The organism is Pilimelia terevasa, assembly GCF_014647915.1.
GTDB classification, from domain to species: Bacteria; Actinomycetota; Actinomycetes; order Mycobacteriales; family Micromonosporaceae; genus Pilimelia; species Pilimelia terevasa.
Window position 1 is genome coordinate 155,632 of sequence record NZ_BMQC01000004.1, and the last position, 24,302, is coordinate 179,933.

The 24,302-nt window shown below is 74.8% G+C and carries 20 protein-coding genes; 12 read left to right on the plus strand and 8 right to left on the minus strand.

Annotation, left to right across the window (positions count from 1 at the left end; translation table 11 throughout):
- Positions 1-219 precede the first annotated feature (219 nt).
- The 4 genes from rsgA to IEY75_RS07650 all read left to right on the plus strand — a co-directional run bounded on the left by rsgA (position 220) and on the right by IEY75_RS07650 (position 5,818).
- Entirely contained in the window at positions 220-1,284 is a 1,065-nt protein-coding gene (gene rsgA, locus IEY75_RS07635; protein ID WP_189113518.1) for a ribosome small subunit-dependent GTPase A, read from the plus strand.
- A 242-nt stretch (positions 1,285-1,526) separates the two neighbouring features.
- Entirely contained in the window at positions 1,527-4,472 is a 2,946-nt protein-coding gene (uvrA, locus tag IEY75_RS07640) for an excinuclease ABC subunit UvrA (protein ID WP_189113519.1), read from the plus strand.
- Between the two features lie 115 nt (positions 4,473-4,587).
- A complete protein-coding gene (locus tag IEY75_RS07645) occupies positions 4,588-5,061 on the plus strand; it encodes a Rieske (2Fe-2S) protein (protein WP_189113520.1) in 474 nt (157 codons plus the stop codon).
- A gap of 31 nt (positions 5,062-5,092) precedes the next feature.
- Entirely contained in the window at positions 5,093-5,818 is a 726-nt protein-coding gene (locus tag IEY75_RS07650; RefSeq protein ID WP_189113521.1) for an SDR family oxidoreductase, read from the plus strand.
- 57 nt (positions 5,819-5,875) lie between these two features.
- Here IEY75_RS07650 and IEY75_RS07655 read toward each other — a convergent pair whose 3' ends face one another.
- Positions 5,876-6,352, minus strand: a complete 477-nt coding sequence (locus IEY75_RS07655; RefSeq protein WP_189113522.1) for an SRPBCC domain-containing protein — start codon at positions 6,350-6,352, stop codon at positions 5,876-5,878.
- On the minus strand, positions 6,349-6,801 hold the full coding sequence (locus IEY75_RS07660; RefSeq protein ID WP_373290229.1) for an ArsR/SmtB family transcription factor: 453 nt from the start codon (positions 6,799-6,801) through the stop codon (positions 6,349-6,351). The genes IEY75_RS07655 and IEY75_RS07660 overlap by 4 nt, the downstream gene beginning before the upstream one ends.
- A gap of 120 nt (positions 6,802-6,921) precedes the next feature.
- Here IEY75_RS07660 and uvrC point away from each other — a divergent pair, with 120 nt between their 5' ends.
- From uvrC to secG, 8 genes are all read left to right on the plus strand, one after another.
- Positions 6,922-8,943: an excinuclease ABC subunit UvrC gene (uvrC, locus tag IEY75_RS07665; protein ID WP_189113523.1), complete on the plus strand. Its 2,022-nt coding sequence runs from the start codon at positions 6,922-6,924 to the stop codon at positions 8,941-8,943.
- Positions 8,944-9,062: 119 nt separating this feature from the next.
- Complete coding sequence (gene rapZ / locus IEY75_RS07670) at positions 9,063-9,917, plus strand: RNase adapter RapZ (RefSeq protein ID WP_189113663.1); 855 nt, start codon at positions 9,063-9,065, stop codon at positions 9,915-9,917.
- On the plus strand, positions 9,914-10,885 hold the full coding sequence (locus IEY75_RS07675) for a gluconeogenesis factor YvcK family protein (RefSeq protein WP_189113524.1): 972 nt from the start codon (positions 9,914-9,916) through the stop codon (positions 10,883-10,885). Before rapZ ends, IEY75_RS07675 begins: the two co-directional genes overlap by 4 nt.
- 46 nt (positions 10,886-10,931) lie before the next feature.
- Positions 10,932-11,912 carry a DNA-binding protein WhiA gene (gene whiA / locus IEY75_RS07680; RefSeq protein ID WP_189113525.1) on the plus strand — a complete coding sequence of 327 codons (981 nt, stop codon included), beginning with the start codon at positions 10,932-10,934 and terminating at the stop codon, positions 11,910-11,912.
- Between the two features lie 210 nt (positions 11,913-12,122).
- Entirely contained in the window at positions 12,123-13,121 is a 999-nt protein-coding gene (gap, locus tag IEY75_RS07685; RefSeq protein WP_189113526.1) for a type I glyceraldehyde-3-phosphate dehydrogenase, read from the plus strand.
- Complete coding sequence (locus IEY75_RS07690; protein WP_189113527.1) at positions 13,121-14,335, plus strand: phosphoglycerate kinase; 1,215 nt, start codon at positions 13,121-13,123, stop codon at positions 14,333-14,335. The genes gap and IEY75_RS07690 overlap by 1 nt, the downstream gene beginning before the upstream one ends.
- Positions 14,332-15,123, plus strand: a complete 792-nt coding sequence (gene tpiA / locus IEY75_RS07695; protein ID WP_189113528.1) for a triose-phosphate isomerase — start codon at positions 14,332-14,334, stop codon at positions 15,121-15,123. Before IEY75_RS07690 ends, tpiA begins: the two co-directional genes overlap by 4 nt.
- A 159-nt stretch (positions 15,124-15,282) precedes the next feature.
- Entirely contained in the window at positions 15,283-15,537 is a 255-nt protein-coding gene (gene secG / locus IEY75_RS07700) for a preprotein translocase subunit SecG (protein ID WP_189113529.1), read from the plus strand.
- 124 nt (positions 15,538-15,661) lie between these two features.
- On the opposite strand, the gene pgl is transcribed toward secG, so the two are convergent.
- The 6 genes from pgl to tkt all read right to left on the minus strand — a co-directional run bounded on the left by pgl (position 15,662) and on the right by tkt (position 23,995).
- Complete coding sequence (gene pgl / locus IEY75_RS07705; RefSeq protein WP_189113530.1) at positions 15,662-16,444, minus strand: 6-phosphogluconolactonase; 783 nt, start codon at positions 16,442-16,444, stop codon at positions 15,662-15,664.
- Positions 16,441-17,427 (minus strand): glucose-6-phosphate dehydrogenase assembly protein OpcA, encoded by a 987-nt coding sequence (locus IEY75_RS07710; protein WP_189113531.1) that lies wholly within the window; start codon positions 17,425-17,427, stop codon positions 16,441-16,443. Before IEY75_RS07710 ends, pgl begins: the two co-directional genes overlap by 4 nt.
- A 72-nt stretch (positions 17,428-17,499) precedes the next feature.
- Positions 17,500-19,077 (minus strand): glucose-6-phosphate dehydrogenase, encoded by a 1,578-nt coding sequence (gene zwf, locus IEY75_RS07715; RefSeq protein ID WP_189113532.1) that lies wholly within the window; start codon positions 19,075-19,077, stop codon positions 17,500-17,502.
- An 8-nt stretch (positions 19,078-19,085) separates the two neighbouring features.
- On the minus strand, positions 19,086-20,747 hold the full coding sequence (locus tag IEY75_RS07720; protein WP_189113533.1) for a phosphoglucose isomerase-related protein: 1,662 nt from the start codon (positions 20,745-20,747) through the stop codon (positions 19,086-19,088).
- Positions 20,744-21,850: a transaldolase gene (gene tal / locus IEY75_RS07725; protein WP_189113534.1), complete on the minus strand. Its 1,107-nt coding sequence runs from the start codon at positions 21,848-21,850 to the stop codon at positions 20,744-20,746. Before tal ends, IEY75_RS07720 begins: the two co-directional genes overlap by 4 nt.
- Positions 21,851-21,865: 15 nt before the next feature.
- Positions 21,866-23,995, minus strand: a complete 2,130-nt coding sequence (tkt, locus tag IEY75_RS07730; protein ID WP_268244336.1) for a transketolase — start codon at positions 23,993-23,995, stop codon at positions 21,866-21,868.
- Between the last annotated feature and the right edge of the window lie 307 nt (positions 23,996-24,302).

The window sequence follows — 24,302 nt, forward strand, 5'->3', positions numbered from 1 at the left end:
GAAATTCGATTGGCCGGCGCGCGCCCCGCCCCTAGCGTGGTGGGGGTCCGCGGCGCTCACCACGCCGGGACCGGTCCACGAGAGCCCGGCCGGGTCGGCCGGTCCACGACGGAGGGGGTGGGGTACGTGACCTGCGTGATCGTTCCTGCGCCGCGGCGCCCGGCGGGACCGCCGCGCCGACGCTGACCTCCCACCGCTCCCTGTCGCCGAAGGACTGACATGACCATCGATCTCGCGTCCCTGGGTTGGGACGCCACCCTGGCGTCGGCGCTGGCCGCCGACCCGGATCTGACCCCCGGCCGGGTGACGCGCGCCGACCAGGGGGTGTGCACCGTACTGACCGCGGCGGGCGTGCTGCGGGTCTCGCTGGGCGGCGGCCTGCTGGCCGCCGCGGGCGAGGACCCGGTGCAGCTTCCGTGTGCCGGCGACTGGCTGGGCGTCCGCGCGTGGCCCGACGGCCGCCGGACCGCCGACCTGCTGCTGCCGCGGCGGACCGCGGTCGTGCGGCGCACCTCCGACAAGGCGGCGACCGGCCAGGTCCTGGCCGCCAACCTGGACGCCGCGGCGGTCGTCGAGCCGATGGACCCCACGCCGGACCTCGGGCGGATCGAGCGGCTGCTCGCGCTGGCCTGGGAGTCCGGCGCCACCCCGGCGGTGGTGTTGACCAAGGCCGACGCGGTCGCCGACCCGGGCGCGATCGTCGCCCAGGTCGCCGACCTGGCGCCGGGCGTCGCCGTCCACGCGGTCAGCGCCCGGGACGGGTCGGGCCTGGACGCCCTGCGCCCCCTGGTGGCGCCGGGCCGGACGCTCGGCCTGCTCGGCCCCTCGGGCGCGGGCAAGTCGACGCTGGTCAACGCCCTGGCCGGGGTGTCGGCCATGGAGGTCCAGCAGGTGCGGCGGGTCGACGGCAAGGGCCGGCACACCACCACGTACCGGGCACTGGTGCCGGTGGCCGGGGGCGGCGCGATCGTCGACACCCCGGGCATCCGGGCGGTCGGCATGTTCGACAACGCCGACGGCGTGGACCGGACCTTCGCCGAGGTGGTGGAGCTGGTCGCGCAGTGCCGGTTCGCCGACTGCGGGCACGCCGCCGAGCCGGGGTGCGCCGTGCGCGCGGCGCTGGAGTCCGGGGACCTCAGCCGGCGCCGATTCGATAGCTGGCGCCGGCTGGAGCGGGAGGTCGCCTACGAGGCGCGGCGCCGCGACGTGCGGCTGGCCGCCGCGGAGAAGGCCAAGTGGAAGCGCGTACACCGGGAGCAGCGGGCGCACTACCGGCACCGCTGACCCCGCCGCGCGGCGGCGCGTCCGGTGCCGCGGGGGCGGCCGGGCGCGCCGCCCCCGCGGGCCTCGTCGAGAAATTGTCAGAGGTCGCGGCTACAGTTGCCGCGCGGCCGTTGGGTGGCCGTGCACCCTCCCCGACCTGCACAAACCTCCCGAGCGGTACACCTGTCCCTCGGCTGTACGCACTCCCCGAGCTGCACCCGGCCCGCGCCCCCGCGGGCCGCGACCCGGTTAGGACGGCACTGGTGGGCGACCGACTGATCATCCGCGGCGCGCGCGAGCACAACCTGCGCGACGTGCACCTCGACCTCCCCCGCGACGCGTTCGTGGTGTTCACCGGTCTGTCCGGGTCGGGCAAGTCCAGCCTCGCCTTCGACACGATCTTCGCCGAGGGGCAACGGCGGTACGTGGAGTCGCTGTCGGCGTACGCGCGCCAGTTCCTCGGCCAGATGGACAAGCCGGACGTGGACTTCATCGAGGGCCTGTCCCCGGCGGTCTCGATCGACCAGAAGTCGACGTCCCGCAACCCGCGCTCGACCGTCGGCACGATCACCGAGGTGTACGACTACCTGCGGCTGCTGTTCGCCCGGGCCGGCGAGCCGCACTGCCCGACCTGCGGGGAGAAGATCTCCCGGCAGAGCCCGCAGCAGATCGTCGACCGGGTGCTCGCCGCCCCGGAGGGCACGAAGTTCATGGTGCTGGCCCCGGTCGTGCGCGGCCGCAAGGGCGAGTACGCCGACCTGTTCGCCGACCTGCAGGGCAAGGGCTACGCGCGCGCCCGGGTCGACGGCGTCGTGCACCCGCTGACCGCGCCGCCGAAGCTGAAGAAGCAGGAGAAGCACACGATCGAGGTGGTCGTCGACCGCCTCGCCGTCAAGTCCTCGGCCCGGCGGCGGCTCACCGACTCGGTCGAGTCCGCGCTGGGGCTGGCCGCCGGCATCATCACGGTCGAGTTCGTGGACGTCGCCGACGGCGTCGAGATCGCGGGCGCGACGCCGGCCGGCGAGGGCACCTGGGAGCGCCGGTTCTCCGAGCACCTGGCCTGCCCGAACGACCACCCGCTGGCGATCGAGGACCTCGAACCGCGGGTCTTCTCCTTCAACTCGCCGTACGGCGCCTGCGTCGACTGCACGGGCCTGGGCACGCGCAAGGAGGTCGACGCCGAGCTGGTGATCCCGGACCCGGACCGCTCGCTGCGCGAGGGCGCCATCGCGCCGTGGTCCGGCGGGCACACCCTGGAGTACTTCCTGCACCTGCTGGAGGCCCTCGGCGAGGCGGCCGGCTTCGACCTGGACACGCCGTGGCGCAAGCTGCCGAGCAAGGCGCAGAAGACGATCCTGTACGGCGCCGCCGACCAGGTCCACGTGCGGTACCGCAACAAGTACGGCCGTTCCCGCTCGTACTACACCGGCTTCGAGGGCGTGGTGCAGTGGATCGAGCGGCGGCACGGCGACACCGAGTCGGACTGGTCGCGGGAGAAGTACGAGGGGTACATGCGGGAGGTGCCGTGCCCGGCCTGCGGCGGCGCCCGGCTCAAGCCCGAGGTCCTGGCCGTGACGCTGCACGGCCGCAACATCGCCGACGTGTGCGGGCTGAGTATCGGCGAGTGCGCCGCGCTGCTGGCCGAGATGACGCTGAACGACCGGCAGCGGATGATCGCCGAGCGGGTCCTCAAGGAGATCAACGCGCGGCTGCGCTTCCTGGTCGACGTCGGCCTGGACTACCTGTCGCTGGACCGCGCGGCCGGCACGCTCTCCGGCGGCGAGGCGCAGCGGATCCGGCTGGCCACCCAGATCGGGTCGGGCCTGGTCGGCGTCCTGTACGTGCTGGACGAGCCGTCGATCGGGCTGCACCAGCGCGACAACCACCGGCTGATCGAGACGCTGGTCCGGCTGAAGAACCTGGGCAACACGCTGATCGTGGTCGAGCACGACGAGGACACCATCCGCACCGCCGACTGGGTGGTCGACATCGGCCCCGGCGCGGGCGAGCACGGCGGCGAGATCGTGCACAGCGGCCCGTACGAGGCGCTGCTGCGCAACGAGCGGTCGGTCACCGGCGCGTACCTGTCGGGCCGCTCCCACATCCCGGTGCCGGCGACGCGCCGGCCCCGCGAGAAGGGCCGGGAGCTGGTGGTCGAGGGGGCGCGCGAGCACAACCTGCGCAACCTGACGGTGCCGTTCCCGCTGGGCCAGTTCATCGCGGTCACCGGGGTCAGCGGGTCGGGCAAGTCGACACTGGTGAACGACATCCTGTACACGGTGCTGGCCAACCAGCTCAACGGCGCCCGGATGGTGCCGGGCCGGCACACGCGGGTCCGGGGACTGGAGCACGTCGACAAGGTCGTCGGCGTCGACCAGTCGCCGATCGGCCGCACCCCGCGGTCCAACCCGGCCACCTACACCGGGGTGTTCGACCACGTGCGCCGGCTGTTCGCCGAGACCACGGAGGCCAAGGTGCGCGGGTACGGCCCGGGCCGGTTCTCGTTCAACGTCAAGGGCGGGCGCTGCGACAACTGCGCGGGCGACGGCACGATCAAGATCGAGATGAACTTCCTGCCGGACGTGTACGTCCCGTGCGAGGTGTGCAAGGGCGCCCGGTACAACCGGGAGACCCTGGAGGTCCACTACAAGGGCCGGACGATTGCCGATGTCCTGGAGATGCCGATCGAGGAGGCGGCGGGCTTCTTCGAGGCGATCCCGGGCATCCACCGGCACCTGCGCACGCTCAACGACGTGGGGCTCGGGTACGTGCGCCTCGGCCAGCCGGCGCCGACGCTGTCCGGGGGCGAGGCGCAGCGGGTGAAGCTGGCCAGCGAGTTGCAGAAGCGCTCCAGCGGGCGCACCGTGTACGTGCTGGACGAGCCCACCACCGGCCTGCACTTCGAGGACATCCGCAAGCTCCTGCTGGTGCTGGCGGGCCTGGTCGACAAGGGCAACACGGTCATCGTCATCGAGCACAACCTCGACGTCGTCAAGGCCGCCGACTGGCTCATCGACATGGGCCCCGACGGCGGCCACAAGGGCGGCACGGTGGTGGCCGCGGGGACGCCGGAGCAGGTGGCGGCCAACCCCGCCAGCCACACGGGACACTTCCTCAGGTCCGTCCTGGCCGGGGTGGCGCCGCCCGCCGGGGGCGCGCGGCGGGCGCCGGCACCGGCCGCCCGGCGACGTACCCGTACGTCTGATTAGGGTTCGCTAACTTCAATAAATCGGGACGTAGCCGGCGCCTGAAGCGCATATCGTGTGCGGCGACTGGCAGTGGCGGCGCGCGACGCCGCCGAGGGCGTACCGAGAGAGGCGACTCATGAGCGACGAGATGACGGCGGGCCGCACGAGTCAGACCGGCCGCCGCGCGGTCCTGTTCGGTGCCGGCGCGCTCGGTGCCGGCGCGCTCCTGGCCGGCTGCGGCGACGACGAGCCGGCCGCCACCCCGAGCACGGCCGCGCCGGCCACGAGCGCCCCCGCGGACGGGCAGGGCACCCCGGGCGCGCCGACCCCGCTGACCCCCGCCGCGGCGGTCCCGGTCGGCGGCGGCGTGATCCTGGCCGACCGCGAGATCGTGGTCACCCAGCCGGAGAAGGGCGTCTACAAGGGCTTCAGCGCCAAGTGCACCCACAAGGGGTGCGTGGTCAAGGACGTGACCGGCGGCAACATCCACTGTGCCTGCCACGAGAGCCTGTTCTCCATCAAGGACGGCTCGGTGCAGGGCGGCCCGGCGCCGGTGCCGCTGCCGGAGCGCCCGGTCAAGCTGGAGGGCGCCGACATCGTCCCCGCCTGAGGCGCCGACATCCGCCCGTAGGGTGGGTCGCATGTCCGTCGTCGTCGTCACCGGGGCGGGGCGCGGGATCGGCGCGGCCGCCGCCCGCCGCCTGGCCGCCCCGGACCGGGTCCTGCTGCTGGCCTACCGCCGGGACGCCGCGGCCGCCGCCGCGGTGGCGGCGGACGTCCGCGCCCGCGGCGGCGCGGCGGCCACCCACGCGCTGGACACCGCCGACCCCGCCCAGGTGGCCGGGCTGTTCGCCGCTGCCGACGGGCTGGGGCCGCTGGTCGGGCTCGTGAACAACGCCGGCATCACCTCGCCGGCGGGCCGGCTCGCCGACACTGACCCCGCCGACCTGCGCCGCGTGGTGGAGGTGAACCTGCTCGGCTACCTGTACTGCGCCCGGGAGGCCGCGCGGCGGCTGGGGGCCGGCGGCGCGATCGTCAACGTGTCGTCCGCGGCGGCGACGCTCGGCAGCCCGGGGGAGTACGTGCACTACGCCGCCACCAAGGGCGCCACGGACACGCTGACCGTCGGGCTGGCCAGGGAGCTGGCTGGTGCGGGCGTCCGGGTCAACGCCGTGGCACCCGGGGTGATCCGCACCGACATCCACGCGCTGTCCGGGGAGCCCGGCCGCCCCGACCGGCTGGCCGGCCGCATCCCGCTGGGCCGGCCGGGACTGGCCGAGGAGGTCGCCGAGGCGATCGCCCACCTGCTCGACCCGGCCTCGTCGTACACCACCGGGGCGGTCGTGCGGGTGGCCGGCGGCCTGTGACCCGCTGCCTCCTCCACGACTCCACGACGCGGGAGGCTGGTACGGGGTGTCAGTACCTCACTGCCGGGCGTCGGCCGCGGCGCAGGCGCGGGTGAAGTGGTCCAGCACCAGCGGCCAGTCGCGCGCGTACCGCTCGCGGGCCGCCGGCCCGTCCGGCCGGTTCGCCCAGCCGGCGTGCCGCAGGGTCACCTCGGTGGCCGCGTCGACCCGGGTGAACGTGACCTCGACGTAGGTCGCCTCCGGCTCCGGGGTGCCCGGGTGCCAGCTGAACGCCACCCGGTACGGGGGGTCCCACACCGTGACGGTGCCCCACAGCACCGGCGGGCCGTCGGCGACCGCCTCGACGACCTGCCCGCCCACGGAGTCGCCGAGCCGGACGGCCACGGCCCGGGGCCCGCCGACGGAGTGGGTGGACAGCGGCCACCAGCGCCCGAACCCGCCGGTGAACAGTGCGAAGGTGACGTCCGGCGGCCGCGCCACCGTGACGGTGTGCAGCAGTGGAGCGGGTGCCGGGCCGGTCCCGTACGGCGTCATGGCGATGCCCCTTCCTGGGCGCGCGCCGCGGCGTAGGCGGCGAGGTCGTCCCGGGCGGTGCTCCCGAACTCGTCCAGCCAGGCCCGCAGCGGCCGCAGGCCGGCGGGGTCGAGGCGGTACACGTTGCGGGTGCCGGCGGTCTCGAAGTCGACCAGGCCGGACTCGCGCAGCACCCGCAGGTGCTGGGAGACGGCGGGGCGGCTCACCGGCAGGCGGTCGGCCAGCTCGCCGACCGAGGCGGGGCCGCCGCGCAGGGCGGCGAGGACCTCGCGGCGGGTCGGGTCGGCGAGCGCGTCCAGGAGATGGTGAACGGCGGCGGTCGTGCGGTACCCGGTCTCCGGCGCGGGGGCGGGGGCGGGGGCGGCTGCCCCCGGCGCGCTGCGCTGCGGCGGCGCCTCGGCACCGGAGCGCGCGGCGGGGCGGCGGATGTCGTTCTGGTAAGTCGCCACGAACGGTAAGATAGCACTTACGAACGCCGAGGTGGCACTGACGAACGGGGGGGATGGCACTTACGCACGGCAGGTCGTCAACCCGCGGCCGGTGTCACACCCGTGCGTACGCTGGTAGGTATGGCCGACCCGGCGACCTACCGCCCCCCCACCGGCACGATCCCCGAGGCGCCCGGGGTCTACCGGTTCCACGACGCGCGCGACCGGGTCATCTACGTCGGCAAGGCCGTCAACCTGCGCGGCCGGCTCAACTCCTACTTCGCCGACCTCGCCGGCCTGCACCCGCGTACCCAGCAGATGGTCACCAGCGCCACCCGGGTCGACTGGGTGACCGTCGCCAGCGAGGTCGAGGCCCTCCAGCTTGAGTACACCTGGATCAAGGAGCACGATCCGCGGTTCAACGTCCGCTACCGCGACGACAAGTCGTACCCGTACCTCGCCGTGACCCTGCACGAGGAGTACCCCCGCCTCCAGGTCATGCGCGGCGAGAAGAAGCCTGGCGTGCGCTACTTCGGCCCGTACTCGCACGCCTGGGCGATCCGGGAGACCCTCGACCTGCTGCTGCGCGTCTTCCCCGCCCGCACCTGCTCGGCCGGGGTGTTCCGGCGGATGCGGCAGATCGGCCGCCCCTGCCTGCTCGGCGACATCGGCAAGTGCGCGGCCCCCTGCGTCGGGCGGGTCGACGCCGCGGCGCACCGCAAGGTCGTGGACGACTTCGTCGACTTCATGGCCGGCCGCACCCAGGGCCTGCAGCGGCGGCTGGAGCGCGAGATGCACGCCGCCTCCGACGCGCTGGAGTTCGAGCGGGCCGCCCGCCTGCGCGACGACCTGGCCGCGCTGCGGCGGGCGCTGGCCAAGCAGGCCGTCGTCCTGCCCGACGGCACCGACGCCGACGTGGTCGCGTTCGCCGACGACCCGCTCCAGGCCGCCGTCCAGGTGTTCCACGTCCGCGGCGGCCGGGTGCGCGGGCAGCGCGGCTGGGCGGTGGAGAAGACCGAGGACCTGAGCACCGGCGACCTCGTCCACCACTTCTGCTCCCAGGTGTACGGGGGCGGGTCGGGCGAGGGCGACGTGCCGCGCGAGCTGCTGGTCCCCGAGCTGCCCGGGGACGCCGCCGCCCTGGCCGACTGGCTGTCGGCGCACCGCGGCAGCCGGGTCCGGCTCCGGGTGCCCCAGCGCGGCCCGAAGCGGGACCTGATGGAGACCGTCGCGCGCAACGCGGGCCAGGTGCTGGCCCAGTACAAGCTGCGCCGGGTGGGCGACCTGGCCGCCCGCGGCCAGGCGCTGGACGAGCTGGCCGAGGCGCTGGGCATGGACAGCGCCCCGCTGCGCATCGAGTGCGTGGACGTCTCCCAACTGCACGGCACCGACGTCGTGGCGAGCCTGGTGGTGTTCGAGGACGGCGCGCCGCGCAAGAGCGACTACCGGACCTTCGCCATCCGCGGCGACCGGGGCGTCGACGACCTGGCGGCGCTCGGCGAGGTGGTCCGGCGGCGGTTCGCCCGCGCCGACGCCGCCCCGGCCGACACCTCGGCCGACCCCCTCGCCGACGCGTCGGCCGGGGGCGGCGGCCCGGCCCCGGGCGGGCGGCCGCGGCGGTTCGCGTACCCGCCGCAGCTCTTCGTGGTCGACGGCGGGCAGCCGCAGGTCAACGCCGTGGCGGCGGCGCTCGCCGGCCGCGGGGTGAGCGACCTGACGGTCGTGGGCCTGGCCAAGCGGATGGAGGAGCTGTGGCTGCCCGGGGAGTCGTTCCCGGTGATCCTGCCGCGGCAGTCCGCGGGCCTGTTCCTGTTGCAGCACATCCGGGACCAGGCGCACGACGTCGCCATCCGGTTCCACCGCAAGCGGCGCTCGCGGCGGATGACCGAGTCGGCGCTCGACGAGGTGGCCGGCCTCGGCGAGGCCCGCCGCAAGGCGCTGCTGCGCCACTTCGGCTCGCTCCAGCGGGTCAGCGCGGCCGACGTCGCCGAGATCATGGAGGTGCCCGGCATCGGCCGCCGGACCGCCGAGGCGGTGATCGCCGCGCTGCGCCCGGGGGAGCCGGCCACCCCCGCGCCGGTCGCGCCCGCCGCGCCCGCCGGGCCGGCTGCGCAGCGTGACGCGGCCGACGCCCAGCGTCCGACCGCACCCCTGGGTCGTTGACCGGTGGCCGGTGGCGGGCACGCAGTCGCGCCTAGGATCAAAGACGCCGGATGGCGGCGGAGGGAGCACGGAACGTGACCAGTGAGACAACGGCGGACGGCGCGCCGCCGCGCTCGGCGATGGCGCTGCTGGTCGTCACCGGCGTGTCCGGCGGTGGCCGCAGCACGGTGGCCCGGGCGCTGGAGAACGTCGGCTTCTACGTGGTCGACAACCTGCCGCAGGCGCTGATGGTCGAGATGGCCGAACTGGCGTACGCCGCGGGCGGCAGCACCCGGCACACCGCGATGGTGCTCGACGTCCGCAGCATGGCCTTCTCCACCGACATGACCGGCGCGATCCGGCAGCTCCAGGCGCGCGGCTTCCAACCCAAGGTGATCTTCGTGGACGCCGCCGACGACACCCTGGTGCGGCGGTTCGAGAGCGTCCGGCGGGCGCACCCGCTCCAGGGGACGGGCCGGCTGCTGGACGGCATCACCACCGAGCGGGCGATGCTCGCCGAGGCGCGGGAGCTGGCCGACGTCCTCATCGACACCACGCACCTGAACCCCAACCAGCTCCGCGCCCGGGTCGAGGAGATGTTCGGCGCCGACGAGGCCCGCGCGCTCCAGGTGACCGTGCTGTCGTTCGGCTTCAAGTACGGCATCCCGCAGGACGCCGACTTCGTGGTCGACGCGCGCTTCCTGCCCAATCCGTACTGGGTGCCCGAGCTGCGCGAGCTGACCGGCCAGCGGCCGGAGGTCAGCCGGTACGTCCTCACCCAGCGCGGCGCGGGCACGTTCATCGAGACGTACGCCCGCATGGTCAACGCCACGGCGTCGGGCTTCGCCCGCGAGGGCAAGCGGTACGTGACGGTGGCCGTCGGCTGCACCGGCGGCAAGCACCGCAGCGTGGCCCTGGCCGAGGAGCTGGCCACCCGCCTCCAGCAGGTCGGGCTGGTCGCCCACACCCAGCACCGGGACCTGGGGCGCGAGTGACGGCGCCGGTGAGGGTCGTCGCCTTCGGCGGCGGGCACGGGCTCTCCGCCGCCCTGCGCGCCCTGCGCACCTGCGCCGCCAAGATCGAGCTGGACCTGACGGCGGTGGTAACGGTCGGCGACGACGGCGGCTCCAGCGGCCGGCTGCGCCTCGAGCGGGGCGGGCTGCCGCCGGGCGACCTGCGCAAGGCGCTGACGGCGCTGGCCGCCGACGACCCCGACAGCGCGCGCACCGCGGCGCTGCTCCAGCACCGGTACGGCGGCGACCCGGCCGCCGACGGCCCGCTGACCGGCCACGCCGTCGGCAACCTCGTGCTGTGCGGGCTGACGGAGCTGCTCGGCGACCCGGTCGCCGCCCTCGACCACCTGGCCGTCCTGCTGCGCGCCCGGGGCCGGGTCCTGCCGATGTCCCGCGAGCCGGTCGGCATCGAGGCCGACGTGGTGGGCCTGGACGCCGCCGACCCCACGGCGGTGGCCACGGTACGCGGGCAGCACGCCGTGGCGGTGACCCCCGGACGGGTGGTCGCGCTGCGGCTGGCGCCCCCCGCCCCGCCCGCCTGCGCCGAGGCGGTCGCCGCCGTCGCCGCGGCCGACCACCTCATCTTCGGGCCGGGAAGCTGGTACACCAGCGTCCTGCCGCACCTGCTCGTGCCCGAGCTGGCGGCGGCCATCGTGGCCAGCCCCGCCCGCCGGATCGTGACGCTGAACCTGGCCGCCGACACCGAGACCGCGGGCCTCTCGCTCGCCGGGCACCTGGCCGCGCTGCGCCACTACCTGCCGCCGCTGCGGGTGGACACGGTGCTCGCCGACACCCGGGCGGTGGGCGATCCGGGGTCGGTGGCCGGTGCGGCAGAATCGCTCGGGGCGCGCCTGGTGACGGCGCCCGTCGCCGTCGCCGACGGTGACCCGCGGCACGATCCCGCAGCTCTCGGGGCGGCGCTGGTGCCCCTGCTCGTCCCCGCTCGTTAACACTGTCGAACCACGTCCCCACCGGCCCCGCGAGGTGAAGTACCAGATGGCGATGACCGCTGCGGTCAAGGACGAGCTGAGCAGGGTCGACGTACCCAAGCCCTGTTGTCGCAAATCCGAGATGACCGCCCTCCTGCGCTTCGCCGGGGGCCTGCACATCGTCTCCGGCCGGGTCGTGGTCGAAGCGGAGCTGGACACCGGCGCGGTCGCGCGCCGGCTGCGCCGGGAGATCTCCGACGTGTACGGCTACTCCAGCGAGATCCACGTGCTCGCCTCCGGCGGGCTGCGCAAGGGCAGCCACTACATCGTCCGGGTGGTCAAGGACGGCGAGGCGCTCGCCCGGCAGACCGGCCTGCTCGACGTCCGCGGCCGGCCGGTCCGCGGGCTCCCGCCGCACGTGGTGGCGGCGAACGTGTGCTGCGCCGTCGCCGCGTGGCGCGGCGCCTTCACCGCGCACGGCTCGCTCACCGAGCCGGGCCGCTCCTGCGCCCTGGAGATCACCTGCCCCGGGCCGGAGGCGGCCCTGGCGCTGGTCGGCTCCGCCCGCCGCATCGGCATCACCGCCAAGGCCCGCGAGGTCCGCGGCGTCGACCGGGTGGTGGTCAAGGACGGCGACGCGATCAGCGCCGTGCTGACCCGCATAGGAGCCCACCAGAGCGTGCTGTCGTGGGAGGAGCGCCGGGTCCGGCGCGAGGTCCGCGCCACCGCCAACCGCCTGGCCAACTTCGACGACGCCAACCTGCGCCGCTCCGCCCGCGCCGCCGTGGCCGCCGCCGCCCGCGTCACCCGCGCGCTGGAGATCCTCTCCGACGAGGCGCCCAACCACCTCACCACGGCCGGCCAGCTCCGCCTGGAGCACCGGCAGGCGTCGCTGGAGGAGCTGGGCGCGCTGGCCGACCCGCCGCTGACCAAGGACGCGATCGCCGGCCGCATAAGGCGTCTGCTGGCCCTGGCCGACAAGCGCGCCCGCGAGCTCGGCGTCCCCGACACCGAGGCCGCGGTCACCCCGGACATGCTGACCTGCTGACCGCCCCCGGTAGCGGGCCGCCTCCCGGCCGCGCGGCCCGGGCGTGCCCGCCCAGCCGCCGCCCCGGTGAGCTGCGTCACCCGGGGGTCGGATCGGGGCAGGTGGGAGCCGGTCTGGCTCGGGGGTACGGCGGGCGCTCCGCTAGGGTCGCAGGCAGAGCGACGGCGGCGACGCGTCGGTCGGGCACACCACGAGCGAGGAGACTGATCGGTGACCATCCGGGTTGGCATCAACGGCTTCGGCCGCATCGGGCGGAACTTTTTCCGGGCCGTACTGGCCTCAGGCGCGGACATCCAGATCGTCGGGGTGAACGACCTCACCGACAACGCGACCCTGGCGCACCTGCTCCGGTACGACAGCATCCTCGGCCGCCTGGGCCAGGAGGTGAAGTCGACGGCCGACGAGATCAGCGTCGGCGGCCAGACGTTCAAGGCGCTCGCCGAGCGGGACCCGGCCGCCCTTCCCTGGGGGGCCCTCGGCGCCGACATCGTCATCGAGTCCACGGGCATCTTCACCGACGGCACCAAGGCGAAGGCCCACGTCGCGGGCGGCGCCAAGAAGGTCATCATCTCGGCCCCGGCCAAGAACGAGGACGTCACGGTCGTGATGGGCGTCAACCACGACCAGTACGACCCGGCCCGGCACACGATCATCTCCAACGCCTCGTGCACCACCAACTGCCTGGCCCCGATGGCCAAGGCGCTGCACGACGCGATCGGCATCGAGCGCGGTCTGATGACGACGATCCACGCGTACACCCAGGACCAGAACCTCCAGGACGGCCCCCACTCGGACCTGCGCCGGGCCCGCGCCGCCGCCCTGAACGTCGTCCCCACCTCGACCGGCGCCGCCAAGGCCATCGGCCTGGTCATGCCGGAGCTGAAGGGCAAGCTGGACGGCTACGCCATGCGGGTGCCGATCCCGACCGGCTCGGCGACCGACCTGACCTTCACCGCCTCGCGCGAGACCTCGGTCGAGGAGGTCAACCGCGTGGTCAAGGCCGCCGCCGAGGGCCCGCTGCGCGGCATCATGACCTACTCGGAGGACCCGATCGTCTCCGCCGACATCGTCACCGACCCGGCCTCCTGCGTCTTCGACGCCCCGCTGACCAAGGTCATCGGCGACCAGGTGAAGGTGCTGGGCTGGTACGACAACGAGTGGGGCTACAGCAACCGCCTCGTCGACCTGGTGAAGCTGGTCGGCGCCTGATGCGTCCCCTCGACGAGCTGCTCGCCGAGGGGGTCAAGGGTCGGCGCGTCCTCGTGCGCGCCGACCTGAACGTCCCCTTCGCCGACGCCGACGGCGGGCGGGTCATCGCCGACGACGGCCGGATCCGCGCGGCCCTCCCGACGGTCACCGCCCTCCGCGACGCGGGCGCGGTCGTCGTACTGTGCTCCCACCTGGGCCGCCCCCCGGGCGCCCCCGACCCGGCGCTGACGCTGGCGCCGGTCGCCGCGCGCCTGGGCGAGCTGCTCGGCGCCGACGTGACCTGCGCGGGCGACACGGTCGGGCCGTCGGCCCGCAGCGCCGTGGCCGGCGCGGCGCCCGGCGCCGTGGTGCTGCTGGAGAACCTGCGCTTCAACCCGGGGGAGACCAGCAGGGACGACGGGCAGCGGGGCGCCTTCGCGGACGCGCTGGCGGGGCTCGCCGACGCCTACGTGGACGACGCGTTCGGCGCGGTGCACCGCAGGCACGCCAGCGTCTTCGACGTCGCCGCGCGCCTGCCGCACTTCGCCGGCGGCCTGGTGCTCGCCGAACTGGACGTGCTGCGCCGGCTGACCGAGTCCGCCGCGCACCCGTACGCGGTCGTGCTCGGCGGCTCGAAGGTCTCCGACAAGCTCGCCGTCATCCGCGCGCTGCTGCCGCGGGTCGACCGGCTGCTGGTCGGCGGCGGCATGTGCTTCACCTTCCTCCGGGCCCAGGGGCACGAGATCGGCCGGTCCCTGGTGGAGGACGACATGGTGGCGACGTGCCGCGACCTGCTCGACCAGGCCGAGGGCAAGATCGTGCTCCCGGCCGACATCGTCGCGGCCACGGCCTTCGCGGCCGACGCCGACCACGCGGTGGTCCCGGCCGACGCGATCCCCGCCGACCGGCTCGGGCTGGACATCGGGCCGGCGAGCGTCGCGGCGTTCACCGCCGCGCTCCAGGGGGCGCGGACGGTCTTCTGGAACGGGCCGATGGGCGTGTTCGAGATGCCGGCGTTCGCCGCCGGCACCCGCGGTGTGGCCGAGGCGGTCGCCGACCTGGGCGGCGCGTTCACGGTCGTCGGCGGCGGCGACTCCGCGGCGGCCGTGCGCGCGCTGGGGATCGCCGACGCGCGGTTCGGCCACATCTCGACCGGCGGCGGCGCGTCGCTGGAGTACCTGGAGGGCAAGTCGCTGCCCGGCGTGGCGGCGCTGCACGGGAAGGCACACGCGTGAGCACCCCGACCCGCCGGCCGCTGATGGCCGGCAACTGGAAGATGAACCTCAACCACCTGGAGGCCATCGCCCTGGTGCAGAAGCTGGCGTTCAGCCTGAACGAGCAGCAGCTCACCGACGTCGAGGTCGCCGTGCTCCCGCCGTACATCGACCTGCGCAGCGTGCAGACGATGGTCGACGGCGACAACCTGCTCCTGCGCTACGGCGCGCAGGACCTGTCGGCGCACGCCTCGGGCGCCTACACCGGCGAGATCAGCGGCGCGATGCTCGCCAAGCTCGGCTGCTCCTACGTGGTGGTCGGGCACTCGGAGCGCCGCGCGTACCACGCCGAGGACGACGCGCTGGTCAACGCCAAGATCAAGGCGGCGCTGGCCCACGACCTCACCCCGATCGTGTGCGTCGGCGAGGGCCTGGACGTCCGCGAGGCGGGCGGCCACGTCGCCCACACGCTGGCGCAGCTCGACGGGGCGCTGGCCGGGCTGGCCGCCGGCCAGGTCGAGAAGATCGTGGTGGCGTACGAGCCGGTGTGGGCCATCGGCACCGGCCGGACCGCCACCCCGGCGGACGCCCAGGAGGTCATCGGGGCGCTGCGGGCCCGGCTGGTCGAGTCCTACGACCCCGGGGTCGCCGCGGCGGTCCGGGTGCTGTACGGCGGCTCGGTCAAGGCCGGCAACATCGCCTCGATCATGGCGGAGGCCGACATCGACGGGGCACTGGTCGGCGGGGCGAGCCTCGACGCCGAGGAGTTCGCCACGATCGTGCGGTTCGGGGAGCACATTCTTCGCTGACGGCCCGGCGTCGGGGGCGGATCCGTCCGGGTCCGGCCCCGATGCCCGCCTCGGCGCCGGCCGGCGATCATCGGCCGGTAAGGTGGCGCCCAGGCAACCGCGACGCGCCGGCGGCCGGTATTCTTGCGGTGCTTTCGCTCGGAGAGGACTTCGTTCACCATGCCGATCTGGTTCGCATACATCCTGGTGGGCCTGCTGCTGCTCACCAGCATCCTGCTCACCCTGCTCGTCCTGCTGCACCGCGGCAAGGGCGGCGGCATGTCGAGCATGTTCGGCGGTGGCGTCAGCACGAGCCTCGCGGGCTCCTCGGTGGCCGAGCGCAACCTCGACCGGTACACGGTCCTGGTCGGCGTGGTGTGGTTCGCCTGCGTCATCGGCCTCGGCTTCTGGGTCAAGCTCGCCGACCTCTCCTGACCTGCTCCGTCCCGCACCCCGGCCTCCCGCGTGAGGCCGGGGTGTCACTGTCGGCCCGTGTTCTGCCGACCCGACCCGACCCGACCCGACCCGGCGCCGGTCCCGGTCCGGCCGGCGCCGCCGGTCAGCGCAGCTCGGCGGCCGCGTCCCGGTCGAGTAGCCAGCGGGTCCGCACGCGGCCGTGGACGGCGCCCGCGGGCGCCTTCGCCGCCGACGCGCCGGAGCGGGCGAGCCCGACGGCCCCGGCCTTCTCCCGCCCGGCGACGATCAGCCACACCTCGTCAGCGGTGTTCAGCGTCGGCAGCGTGAGGGTGATCCGGGTCGGCGGCGGCTTCGGACTGTCCCGCACCGCGCTGACCGTCAGGCCGGCGTCCAGCGGGTGGTCCGGGAACACCGAGGCGACGTGCGCGTCCGGGCCGATGCCGAGCAGCACCACGTCGAACCGGGGGAGCCGCCCCCCGCCGGCCGCCGCCAGCGCCGCCGCGTACCGGGCCGCCGCGGCCTCCGGGTCCTCGCCGTCCGGGCCGTCGCTGGCCGGCATCGCGTGGACCCGGCCCGGGTCCAGCGGCAGGCCGTCCAGCAGGGCGGCGCGGGCCTGGGTCTCGTTGCGGTCGGGGTGGCCGGCGGGCAGGAACCGCTCGTCGCCCCACCACAGGTCCACCCGTGACCAGTCCACCGCGGTGCGGGCGCGGTGGCGGGCCAGCGCGCCGTACACGTGGGCGGCCACGCTCCCGCCGGTCAGCACGAGGGCGGCCTCGCCGCGGGCGGCCTGGGCGTCCAGCAGCGCGACGACCAGCCGCGCGGCCGCCGCCTCGGCCAGCGTGGCGGCGTCGGGGTGGACGACCACGGTCGTCGCGCCGCCGGCCGGGTCGCCGGGGAGTGCGCCGGGGTCTGTCGGGGCGCTCACGCGTGGGCGCCGACGGGGTACGGGACCACCGGGTCGCGCCAGACGTGCACCCGGTGCCCGGCCCGGCCGTCCAGTCCGGTCTCGCCGGACAGGGCGCTCAGCGCGTCGGCGTACACCTGGTCGGCGTCCAGCCGGCGCAGCTCCTCGGCCAGCTCCTCGCCGAGCGGGCGGCGGGTCAGCGGCAGGTGCTGGTCCGGCTCGCCGGTGCGGCTGAACACACCGCGGTCGCCGTCGCGGGTGAGGACCAGCTCGTCGCCGTTGTCGCAGGTGAGGGCTACGGTGCGCATCCGCGGCGCGTCGGCGGCCGGCTCCAGCCGCGGCCGCACGCCGAGCCGGGAGGCCAGCCAGCCGCTCATCAGGGCGCCGGTCGGGTCGGCCAGGGGCGCCAGGATCCGCGCGCCGGTGATCCGGGCGGGCCGGGCGTCCAGCGCGCCGGCCACGAGGGTGCGCCACGGGGTGATCCGGGTCCAGATCAGGTCGGTGTCGCCCGGGGCGTAGTCGAGGGCGCGGTGGCGCAGCGCCGCGATCGGGTCGCCGGCCTGCGCGGCGTCGGTGATCCGCCGGTCGGCGACGACACCGAGGAAGTCGGTCGCGAGCTGCTCGGGCGCCTCCCGGTGCCACCAGGTGACCACGGGGACGTCCGGGACCAGCAGCGGCATGACCACGGACTCGGCGTGCAGGGCGAGCCGCCCGTACATCCGCATGACGACGGCCTCGCACGGGCCGAGCCGCCCGCCCACGACGATCTCGGCGTCGAGCCGGCTGGTGGGCCGGTCGATGTCGGAGCGGATCACCATCAGCAGCCGGCAGGGGTGCGCGGCGGCGGCGATGGTCGCCGCGGCCTCCGCCTCGTGCACCTGCGACTCGTCCACGACGACGATGAGGGAGAGGGCCATGCCGCTGGCCACGCCGCCGGCGCTGCGCCGCTCCGCGGCGAGCGCCTTCACGACCTGGCTGCCGCTGGTGTCCCAAAGGGAGATCATCCGCACCTCCTGATGGTGGGCCAGGCGCGGGAGCGCCCGGCATCCGGGTGGATCAACTGCGGCGTACGCCACTCACGCGCGGCGCCAGGAGTGTCCGGTGCGGCGCAGCATGTCGTCGGCGGCCCGCGGCCCCCACTCGCCGGCCCGGTACGGCTGCGGCCTCGTCCCCCGCCACGCCGCCTGCAGCGGGTCGACGACCCGCCAGCTCTGCTCGACCTCGGCGGCGTTCGGGAACAGGGTCCGGTCGCCGAGCAGGACGTCGAGGACGAGCCGCTCGTACGCCTCCGGGCTGGTCTCGGTGAACGTCTCGCCGTACCCGAAGTCCATGGCGATGTCGCGCAGCTCCATCGTCGTACCGGGCACCTTGGACCCGAACTTGAGCACCACGCCCTCGTCGGGCTGCACCCGGATGACGAGCTGGTTGTGCCCGAGCATCTCCACGTCGGTCGGGTGGAACGGCAGGTGTGGCGCCTTCTTGAACAGGATCGCCACCTCGGTGACCCGCCGGGGGAGCCGCTTGCCGCACCGGACGAAGAACGGCACGCCCGCCCAGCGCCGGTTCTTGATCGACAGGTTCACCGCCACGTACGTCTCGGTGGCCGAGTCGGCCGGCACCTTGGGCTCCTCCAGGTAGCCGTTGACCCGCTCGCCGCCCACCCAGCCGGCCAGGTACTGGCCCCGGACGGTGTCGGCCGCGATGTCCTCGGACACCGCGATGGCCTTGAGCAACTTGAGCTTCTCGGTGCGGATCTCCTCGGCGTCGAACGAGGTCGGCTCCTCCATCGCCACCAGCGCCAGCAGTTGCAGCAGGTGGTTCTGGAGGACGTCGCGGGCGGCGCCGGCACTGTCGTAGAAGCCGGCCCGGCTGCCGATGCCCAGGTCCTCGGCCATGGTGATCTGTACGGAGTCGACGTACCGGGCGCTCCACACCGGCTCGAACAGCGTGTTGGCGAACCGCAGCGCCAGGATGTTCTGGACGGTCTCCTTGCCCAGGTAGTGGTCGATGCGGAAGACGCCCTCCGGGGTGAACACGGTGTCCACCAGCTCGTTGAGCGACCGGGCCGAGGGCAGGTCCTGGCCGAACGGCTTCTCCACCACCACGCGGCGCCAGCCGCGCTCCCGCTCGGCGTCGGCCAGGCCGGTGCGTTCGAGCTGCCGGAGCACGACCGGGAAGGCCGCGGGCGGGATGGAGAAGTAGAACGCCGCGTTCCCGCCGACGCCGCGGTCGGTGCGCAGCCTGCGCATCTCCGCGGCCAGCTCGTCGAAGGCGGCGTCGTCCTCGAAGGACCCGCCCACGAAGCGGAACCCGTCGGCCAGCCGCTGCCACACCTCCTCCCGCCACGCCGTCCGGGCGCCGTTGCGGGCGGCGTCGCGGGCGATCGGCAGGAACTCCCCGTCGCCCCAGTCCCGGCGCGCGAAGCCCACCATCGCGAAGTGCGGCGGGAGCAGGCCCCGGTTGGCCAGGTCGTACACGGCCGGGATCAGCTTGCGCCGGGCCAGGTCGCCGGTCACCCCGAAGATCACCAGCGCGCAGGGCTCCGGGATCCGGGGCAGCCGGCGGTCCCGCGGGTCGCGCAGGGGGTTGGGCGGCGGCGACCCCTCCGGCGGGGCGTCCACGGTCTCGGGCCGGAGCACGTCGGTGTCGGGCATCGGCTTCCTCAGTCGGCGGTGGCGGCGGCCGCGGCGACCAGCGCGGGTACGCCGGCCGTGCGGTCGGCGAGGTGGATGTGCACGAGCGGTCGGCCGCGGTCGGCCAGGGCCTTGCGGTCACCGGCGGCCTGCGCGGCGATGAGCTGGCCGAAGGTGAAGTCGCGGCCCGGTACGGCCAGGTCGAGACCGATCGCGCCGGTGACCTGGAGGAACACCCCGACCTGCGGGCCGCCCTTGTGGTACTGCCCCGTCGAGTGCAGGAAGCGCGGCCCCCAGCCGAACGTGACCGGGCGGCCGCCGGCGGCGGCCAGCGCGGGGCGGACCCCGGCGACGTCGGCGTCGCCGAAGCGGTCCAGGTACGCCATCACGGCCAGGTACCCCCGGTCGCCGACCTGGCCGAGCAGCCAGCGCAGCACCGCCGCGGTGTCGCCGCCCGCGGCGGCCGGCGCGTACACCCGCAGCGGCCCCTCGGTGAACAGCGGCTCCTCGTGCGGCGGCCCGCCGGCCAGGATCCGGTTGGTGTTCTCCTTGGACTCGGCGACGTTCGGCTGGTCGAACGGCTCCACGCCGATGACCCGGCTGGCGACCGCGGTGGCGTACTCCCAGGCCAGGAAGTGGGCGCCGAGCGGGCCGTTGACGGCCAGGTCGACGGGCTGCCCGCCGCCGGGCACCGCGCCGGCCGCCAGCGCGCCGCCGGTGGCGACCGCGAGGACGTCGGGCCCGGTGGAGCCGGGCGCGTCCGGCCGCTCCAGGACCACCGGCAGGATCCCGGCGCCGGTCTTGCCGGTGGACTCGGCGACGAGCTGCTCGGCCCAGTCGCCGAGGCCGACCACGCCGGTGCCGTCGTCGATGAGCGCGAGCTTGTCCCGGCCCGCCGCCGCGGCGTCGCCGAGGGCCGCGCCGAGGGCCAGCGCCGGGTTGTCCCGGTCGGCGCCGAGGCTGCCGGCCAGCGCCTCGGCCTGGTCGATCAGCTCCGCCACGTCGACGCCGGCCAGGGCCGACGGGACCAGCCCGAAGGCCGTCAGCGCCGAGTACCGCCCGCCGACCTCGGGGTCGGCCGGCAGCACGACCATGCCGCTCTCCTTGGCCGCGGCCTCCAGCGGGGAGCCGGGGTCGGTGACCACGACGAAGTGCCGGGCGGCCTCGGCGTCGCTCATGCCCAGGTCCCGCAGCGCCTGCCAGAACACCCGGCGGTGGCTGTCGGTCTCGACCGTCGAGCCGGACTTGCTGGCGACGACCACGACGGTGCGGCGCAGCAGCGCGGCGGCCTCGTCCGAGCCCTCCGGGTGGCCGCCGAACATCGTGGCGCGGATCTGCTGCGGGTCGGTGGTGTCCAGGACCGCCAGCGGCACGCCGAGCGTGCGGCAGATGACCTCCGGCGCCAGCGACGAGCCGCCCATGCCGCATAGCACCACGTTGGTCAGGTCGGCGATCTCGCTGCGCAGCTCGGCGAGCTGCGCGAGCAGGTCCCGGCTGCGCCGGAACGTGTCCAGCCAGCCCAGTCGGACCTTGGCCACGTCCTCCGCCGCCGGCCCCCACAGGGTCGGGTCCTTGGCGGCGAGCAGGCCGGCCACCCCGTCGGCGGCCAGGCGCGCCCGGACGGGGGAGTCGGCGGCCCCGTACACGGCCAGCCCCGCGGCGGCCTCGACGTCGTCCAGCAGGTCGCTCACCGGTCCACCCCCAGTTGGCGGGCGACGCTGCCGAGCAGCTCGGCGTAGGAGGCCTCGAACTTCTCCACGCCCTCGCTCTCCAGCACCCGCACCACGTCGTCGTAGTCGATGCCCAGCGCGGCCAGGTCGTCGAGGACCTGGCGGGCGGCGGCGTAGGACCCGGAGATGGTGTCGCCGCGGACCTCGCCGTGGTCGGCGAACGCGTGGATCACGGCCTCGGGCATCGTGTTGACGGTGCCGGGCGCGACCAGCTCCTCGACGTAGATCACGTCGCGGTAGTCGGGGTTCTTCGTCGACGTCGAGGCCCACAGCGGGCGCTGGGGGTGCGCCCCGGCGTCGGCGAGCGCCTGCCAGCGGCCGCCGCCGAAGACCTCGCTGTACTTCTCGTAGGCGAGCTGCGCGTTGGCGACCGCGGCCCGGCCGCGCAGGGCGGCCGCCTCCGGGGTGCCGATCTTGTCCAGCCGGGCGTCCACCTCGGTGTCGACGCGGGAGACGAAGAACGAGGCCACCGACCCGATCCGGCTCAGGTCGTGCCCGTTGGCCTTCGCCTGCTCCAGCCCGGCCAGGAACGCCTCCATCACGGCGGCGTAGCGCTGGATCGAGAAGATCAGCGTGACGTTCACGCTGATCCCCTCGGCCAGCGTGCGGGTGATCGCCGGCAGGCCCCCCTCGGTCGCCGGGATCTTGATGAACAGGTTGGGCCGGTCGACCATCCACCACAGCGCCTTGGCCTCGGCGGCGGTCTGCGCGGCGTCGTGGGCCAGGCGGGGGTCGACCTCGATCGACACCCGCCCGTCCAGGCCTTGCGACGCGTCGTACGCCGGGCGCATGACGTCACACGCCCAGCGCACGTCGTACGTGGTCAGCATCCGGGCCGCCTCGTCCACCCCGACGCCGCGCACGGCCAGGTCGCGGGCCTGCCCGTCGTAGCTCGCGGCGTCGGAGATGGCCTTGGCGAAGATCGTGGGGTTCGTGGTGACGCCGACGACGTGCCGCTCGCGGCGCAGCCGGTCCAGACCGCCCGAGGTCAACCGCTCCCGGGATAGGTCATCGAGCCATACCGCCACCCCGGCGGCCTGTAGCGCAGCGAGCCTGTCGGTCATCAGAACTCCTCGTCCTCAGTTGCCCGTGGTCGTGCCCTTGATCTCGCCGGTCCGCGACAGCGACGCGCGCGCCGCGGCGATCACGTGGTCGGGGGTGAACCCGAACTGCTCGAACAGGACCTGGTAGGGCGCGCTGGCGCCGAAGTGCTCCAGGCTCACGCACTCGCCGTGGTCGCCGACGATCCGGTGCCAGGACATACCCACGCCCGCCTCGACGCTCACCCGCGCCGGTACGCCCCGCGGGAGGACCCGCTCCCGGTACGCCTCATCCTGCGCCAGGAACCACTCCTGGCACGGCATCGAGACTACGCGCGTCGGGACGCCGTCGGCCTCCAAACGCTCCCGCGCGGTCAGGCAGGTGGCCACCTCGGAGCCGGTGCCGACGAGGATGACGTGCGGCTGGCCGTTCGCGGCGTCGGCGAGTACGTACCCGCCGCGCCGGACGCCCTCGGCGGCGCCGTGGCCGGTCCGGTCGACCGTCGGCAGCGCCTGCCGGGTCAGGCACAGCGCCGTGGGCCGGTCGGTGTGCTCCAGCGCCATCCGCCACGCCCACGCCGTCTCGTTGGCGTCCGCCGGCCGGACCACGTCCAGGCCCGGGATCGCGCGCAGCGCCGACAGGTGCTCGACCGGCTGGTGGGTCGGGCCGTCCTCGCCGAGGCCGATCGAGTCGTGCGTCCACACGTACACCACCGGCAGCTTCATCAGCGCCGCCAGCCGGACCGCGGGCCGCATGTAGTCGGAGAAGACCAGGAACGTGCCGCCGTACGGGCGGGTGCCGCCGTGCAGCGCGATGCCGTTGCAGATCGCGCCCATCGCGTGCTCGCGGATGCCGAAGTGCAGGGTCCGGCCGAACTGGTGGCCGGGGAACTCCCGGGTGGCGAACTCCTCCGGGACGAAGGAGGGCTCGCCCTTCATCGTCGTGTTGTTGCTCTCGGCCAGGTCGGCCGAGCCGCCCCACAGCTCGGGCAGCACCGGGGCCAGCGCGTTGAGCACCTGACCGGAGGCCGCGCGGGTGGCCAGGCCCTTGGGGTCGGCGTCGAAGGTCGGCAGCGCGTCGGCCCAGCCGGCCGGCAGCGTACGGGTCGACATGCGGTCGTAGAGCGCCTTGGCCTCGGGGTTCGCGGTCGCCCACGCGTCGAACCGCCGCTGCCACTGCGCGCGCGCCTCGCGGCCCCGGTCGATCACCTGGCGGGCGTGCTTGAGGACGGTGTCCTCGATCCCGAACGGCGTGGCCGGGTCGAAGCCGAGGACCTTCTTCGTGGCGGCCACCTCGTCGGCGCCCAGCGCAGAGCCGTGGATCTTGCCGGTGTTCTGCTTCTTCGGCGCCGGCCAGCCGATCACCGTGCGCAGGGCCACGAACGACGGTCGGTCGGTCACCGCCCGGGACCGCTCCAGCGCGGCGTGTAGCGCCTCGGCGTCCTCGCGGTACCGCCCGTCCTCGCGGTAGGAGCCGCGCCAGTCGACGACCTCGGTGTGCCACCCGTAGGCGGCGTACCGCGCCACCACGTCCTCGCTCTTGGCGATGCGGGTGTCGTCCTCGATGGAGATCTCGTTGTCGTCCCAGATCAGCGTCAGGTTGCCCAGCCGCTGGTGGCCGGCCAGGGCGCTCGCCTCGTGGCTGATGCCCTCCTCGATGTCGCCGTCGGAGGCCAGGCACCAGATGTGGTGGTCGAACACCGACTCGCCCGCGGCGGTGCCGGGGTCGAGCAGGCCGCGCTCGCGGCGGGCGGCCATGGCCATGCCGACGGCGTTGCCGATGCCCTGCCCGAGCGGGCCGGTGGTGGTCTCCACGCCGGGGGTGTGGCCGTGCTCCGGGTGGCCGGGCGTCTGCGAACCCCACTGCCGCAGGTGCTGGAGGTCGTCCAGGCCCAGGCCGTAGCCGGAGAGGTAGAGCTGCACGTACAGCGTGAGGCTGGAGTGGCCGCAGGACAGCACGAAGCGGTCCCGCCCCGCCCACGTCGGGTCGGTCGGGTCGTGCCGCATCGCCCGCTGGAACAGCAGGTACGCGGCGGGGGCCAGGCTCATCGCGGTGCCGGGGTGACCGTTGCCGGCGTGCTCGACGGCGTCCATGGCCAGGATCCGGGCGGTGTCCACGGCCCGGCGGTCGAGGTCTGACCAGTTCAGGGCGTTGGCGGTGTCGGACACGGTAGGTGTGCTCCCCACAGTCGGTCGTACTCCCAAGCGGTCGCGCGGCGCGGGGCCGGGACCCGGTCCGCGGGGCCGCGCGGGCGCGAATGGCGTCAGCAGGCATGACACTACCGAGCCGGGATGGACGAAGTGCTGTGGATCTACAGGTAACGGAACCGGCGCGTCGCGGCGGGCGGGGGCGGTCCGACGTTCCGGTGGGTGGCGGCGGCGCCGGGTCGGCCTGCGCGTACGCTGTGGGAGCGCGCCACACCGACCGGCCGCGCCCGCCATCGGAAACCCCCTACGGGGGATCGGCCGGCGGAGC

Coding starts and splice junctions, on each gene's coding strand:
- rsgA (WP_189113518.1), top strand. CDS start 220: ATGACCATCGATCTCGCGTCCCTGGGTTGGGACGCCACCCTGGCGTCG.
- IEY75_RS07645 (WP_189113520.1), top strand. CDS start 4,588: ATGAGCGACGAGATGACGGCGGGCCGCACGAGTCAGACCGGCCGCCGC.
- IEY75_RS07650 (WP_189113521.1), top strand. CDS start 5,093: ATGTCCGTCGTCGTCGTCACCGGGGCGGGGCGCGGGATCGGCGCGGCC.
- IEY75_RS07655 (WP_189113522.1), bottom strand. CDS start 6,352: ATGACGCCGTACGGGACCGGCCCGGCACCCGCTCCACTGCTGCACACC.
- uvrC (WP_189113523.1), top strand. CDS start 6,922: ATGGCCGACCCGGCGACCTACCGCCCCCCCACCGGCACGATCCCCGAG.
- rapZ (WP_189113663.1), top strand. CDS start 9,063: ATGGCGCTGCTGGTCGTCACCGGCGTGTCCGGCGGTGGCCGCAGCACG.
- whiA (WP_189113525.1), top strand. CDS start 10,932: ATGGCGATGACCGCTGCGGTCAAGGACGAGCTGAGCAGGGTCGACGTA.
- IEY75_RS07690 (WP_189113527.1), top strand. CDS start 13,121: ATGCGTCCCCTCGACGAGCTGCTCGCCGAGGGGGTCAAGGGTCGGCGC.
- secG (WP_189113529.1), top strand. CDS start 15,283: ATGCCGATCTGGTTCGCATACATCCTGGTGGGCCTGCTGCTGCTCACC.
- IEY75_RS07710 (WP_189113531.1), bottom strand. CDS start 17,427: ATGATCTCCCTTTGGGACACCAGCGGCAGCCAGGTCGTGAAGGCGCTC.
- zwf (WP_189113532.1), bottom strand. CDS start 19,077: ATGCCCGACACCGACGTGCTCCGGCCCGAGACCGTGGACGCCCCGCCG.
- tal (WP_189113534.1), bottom strand. CDS start 21,850: ATGACCGACAGGCTCGCTGCGCTACAGGCCGCCGGGGTGGCGGTATGG.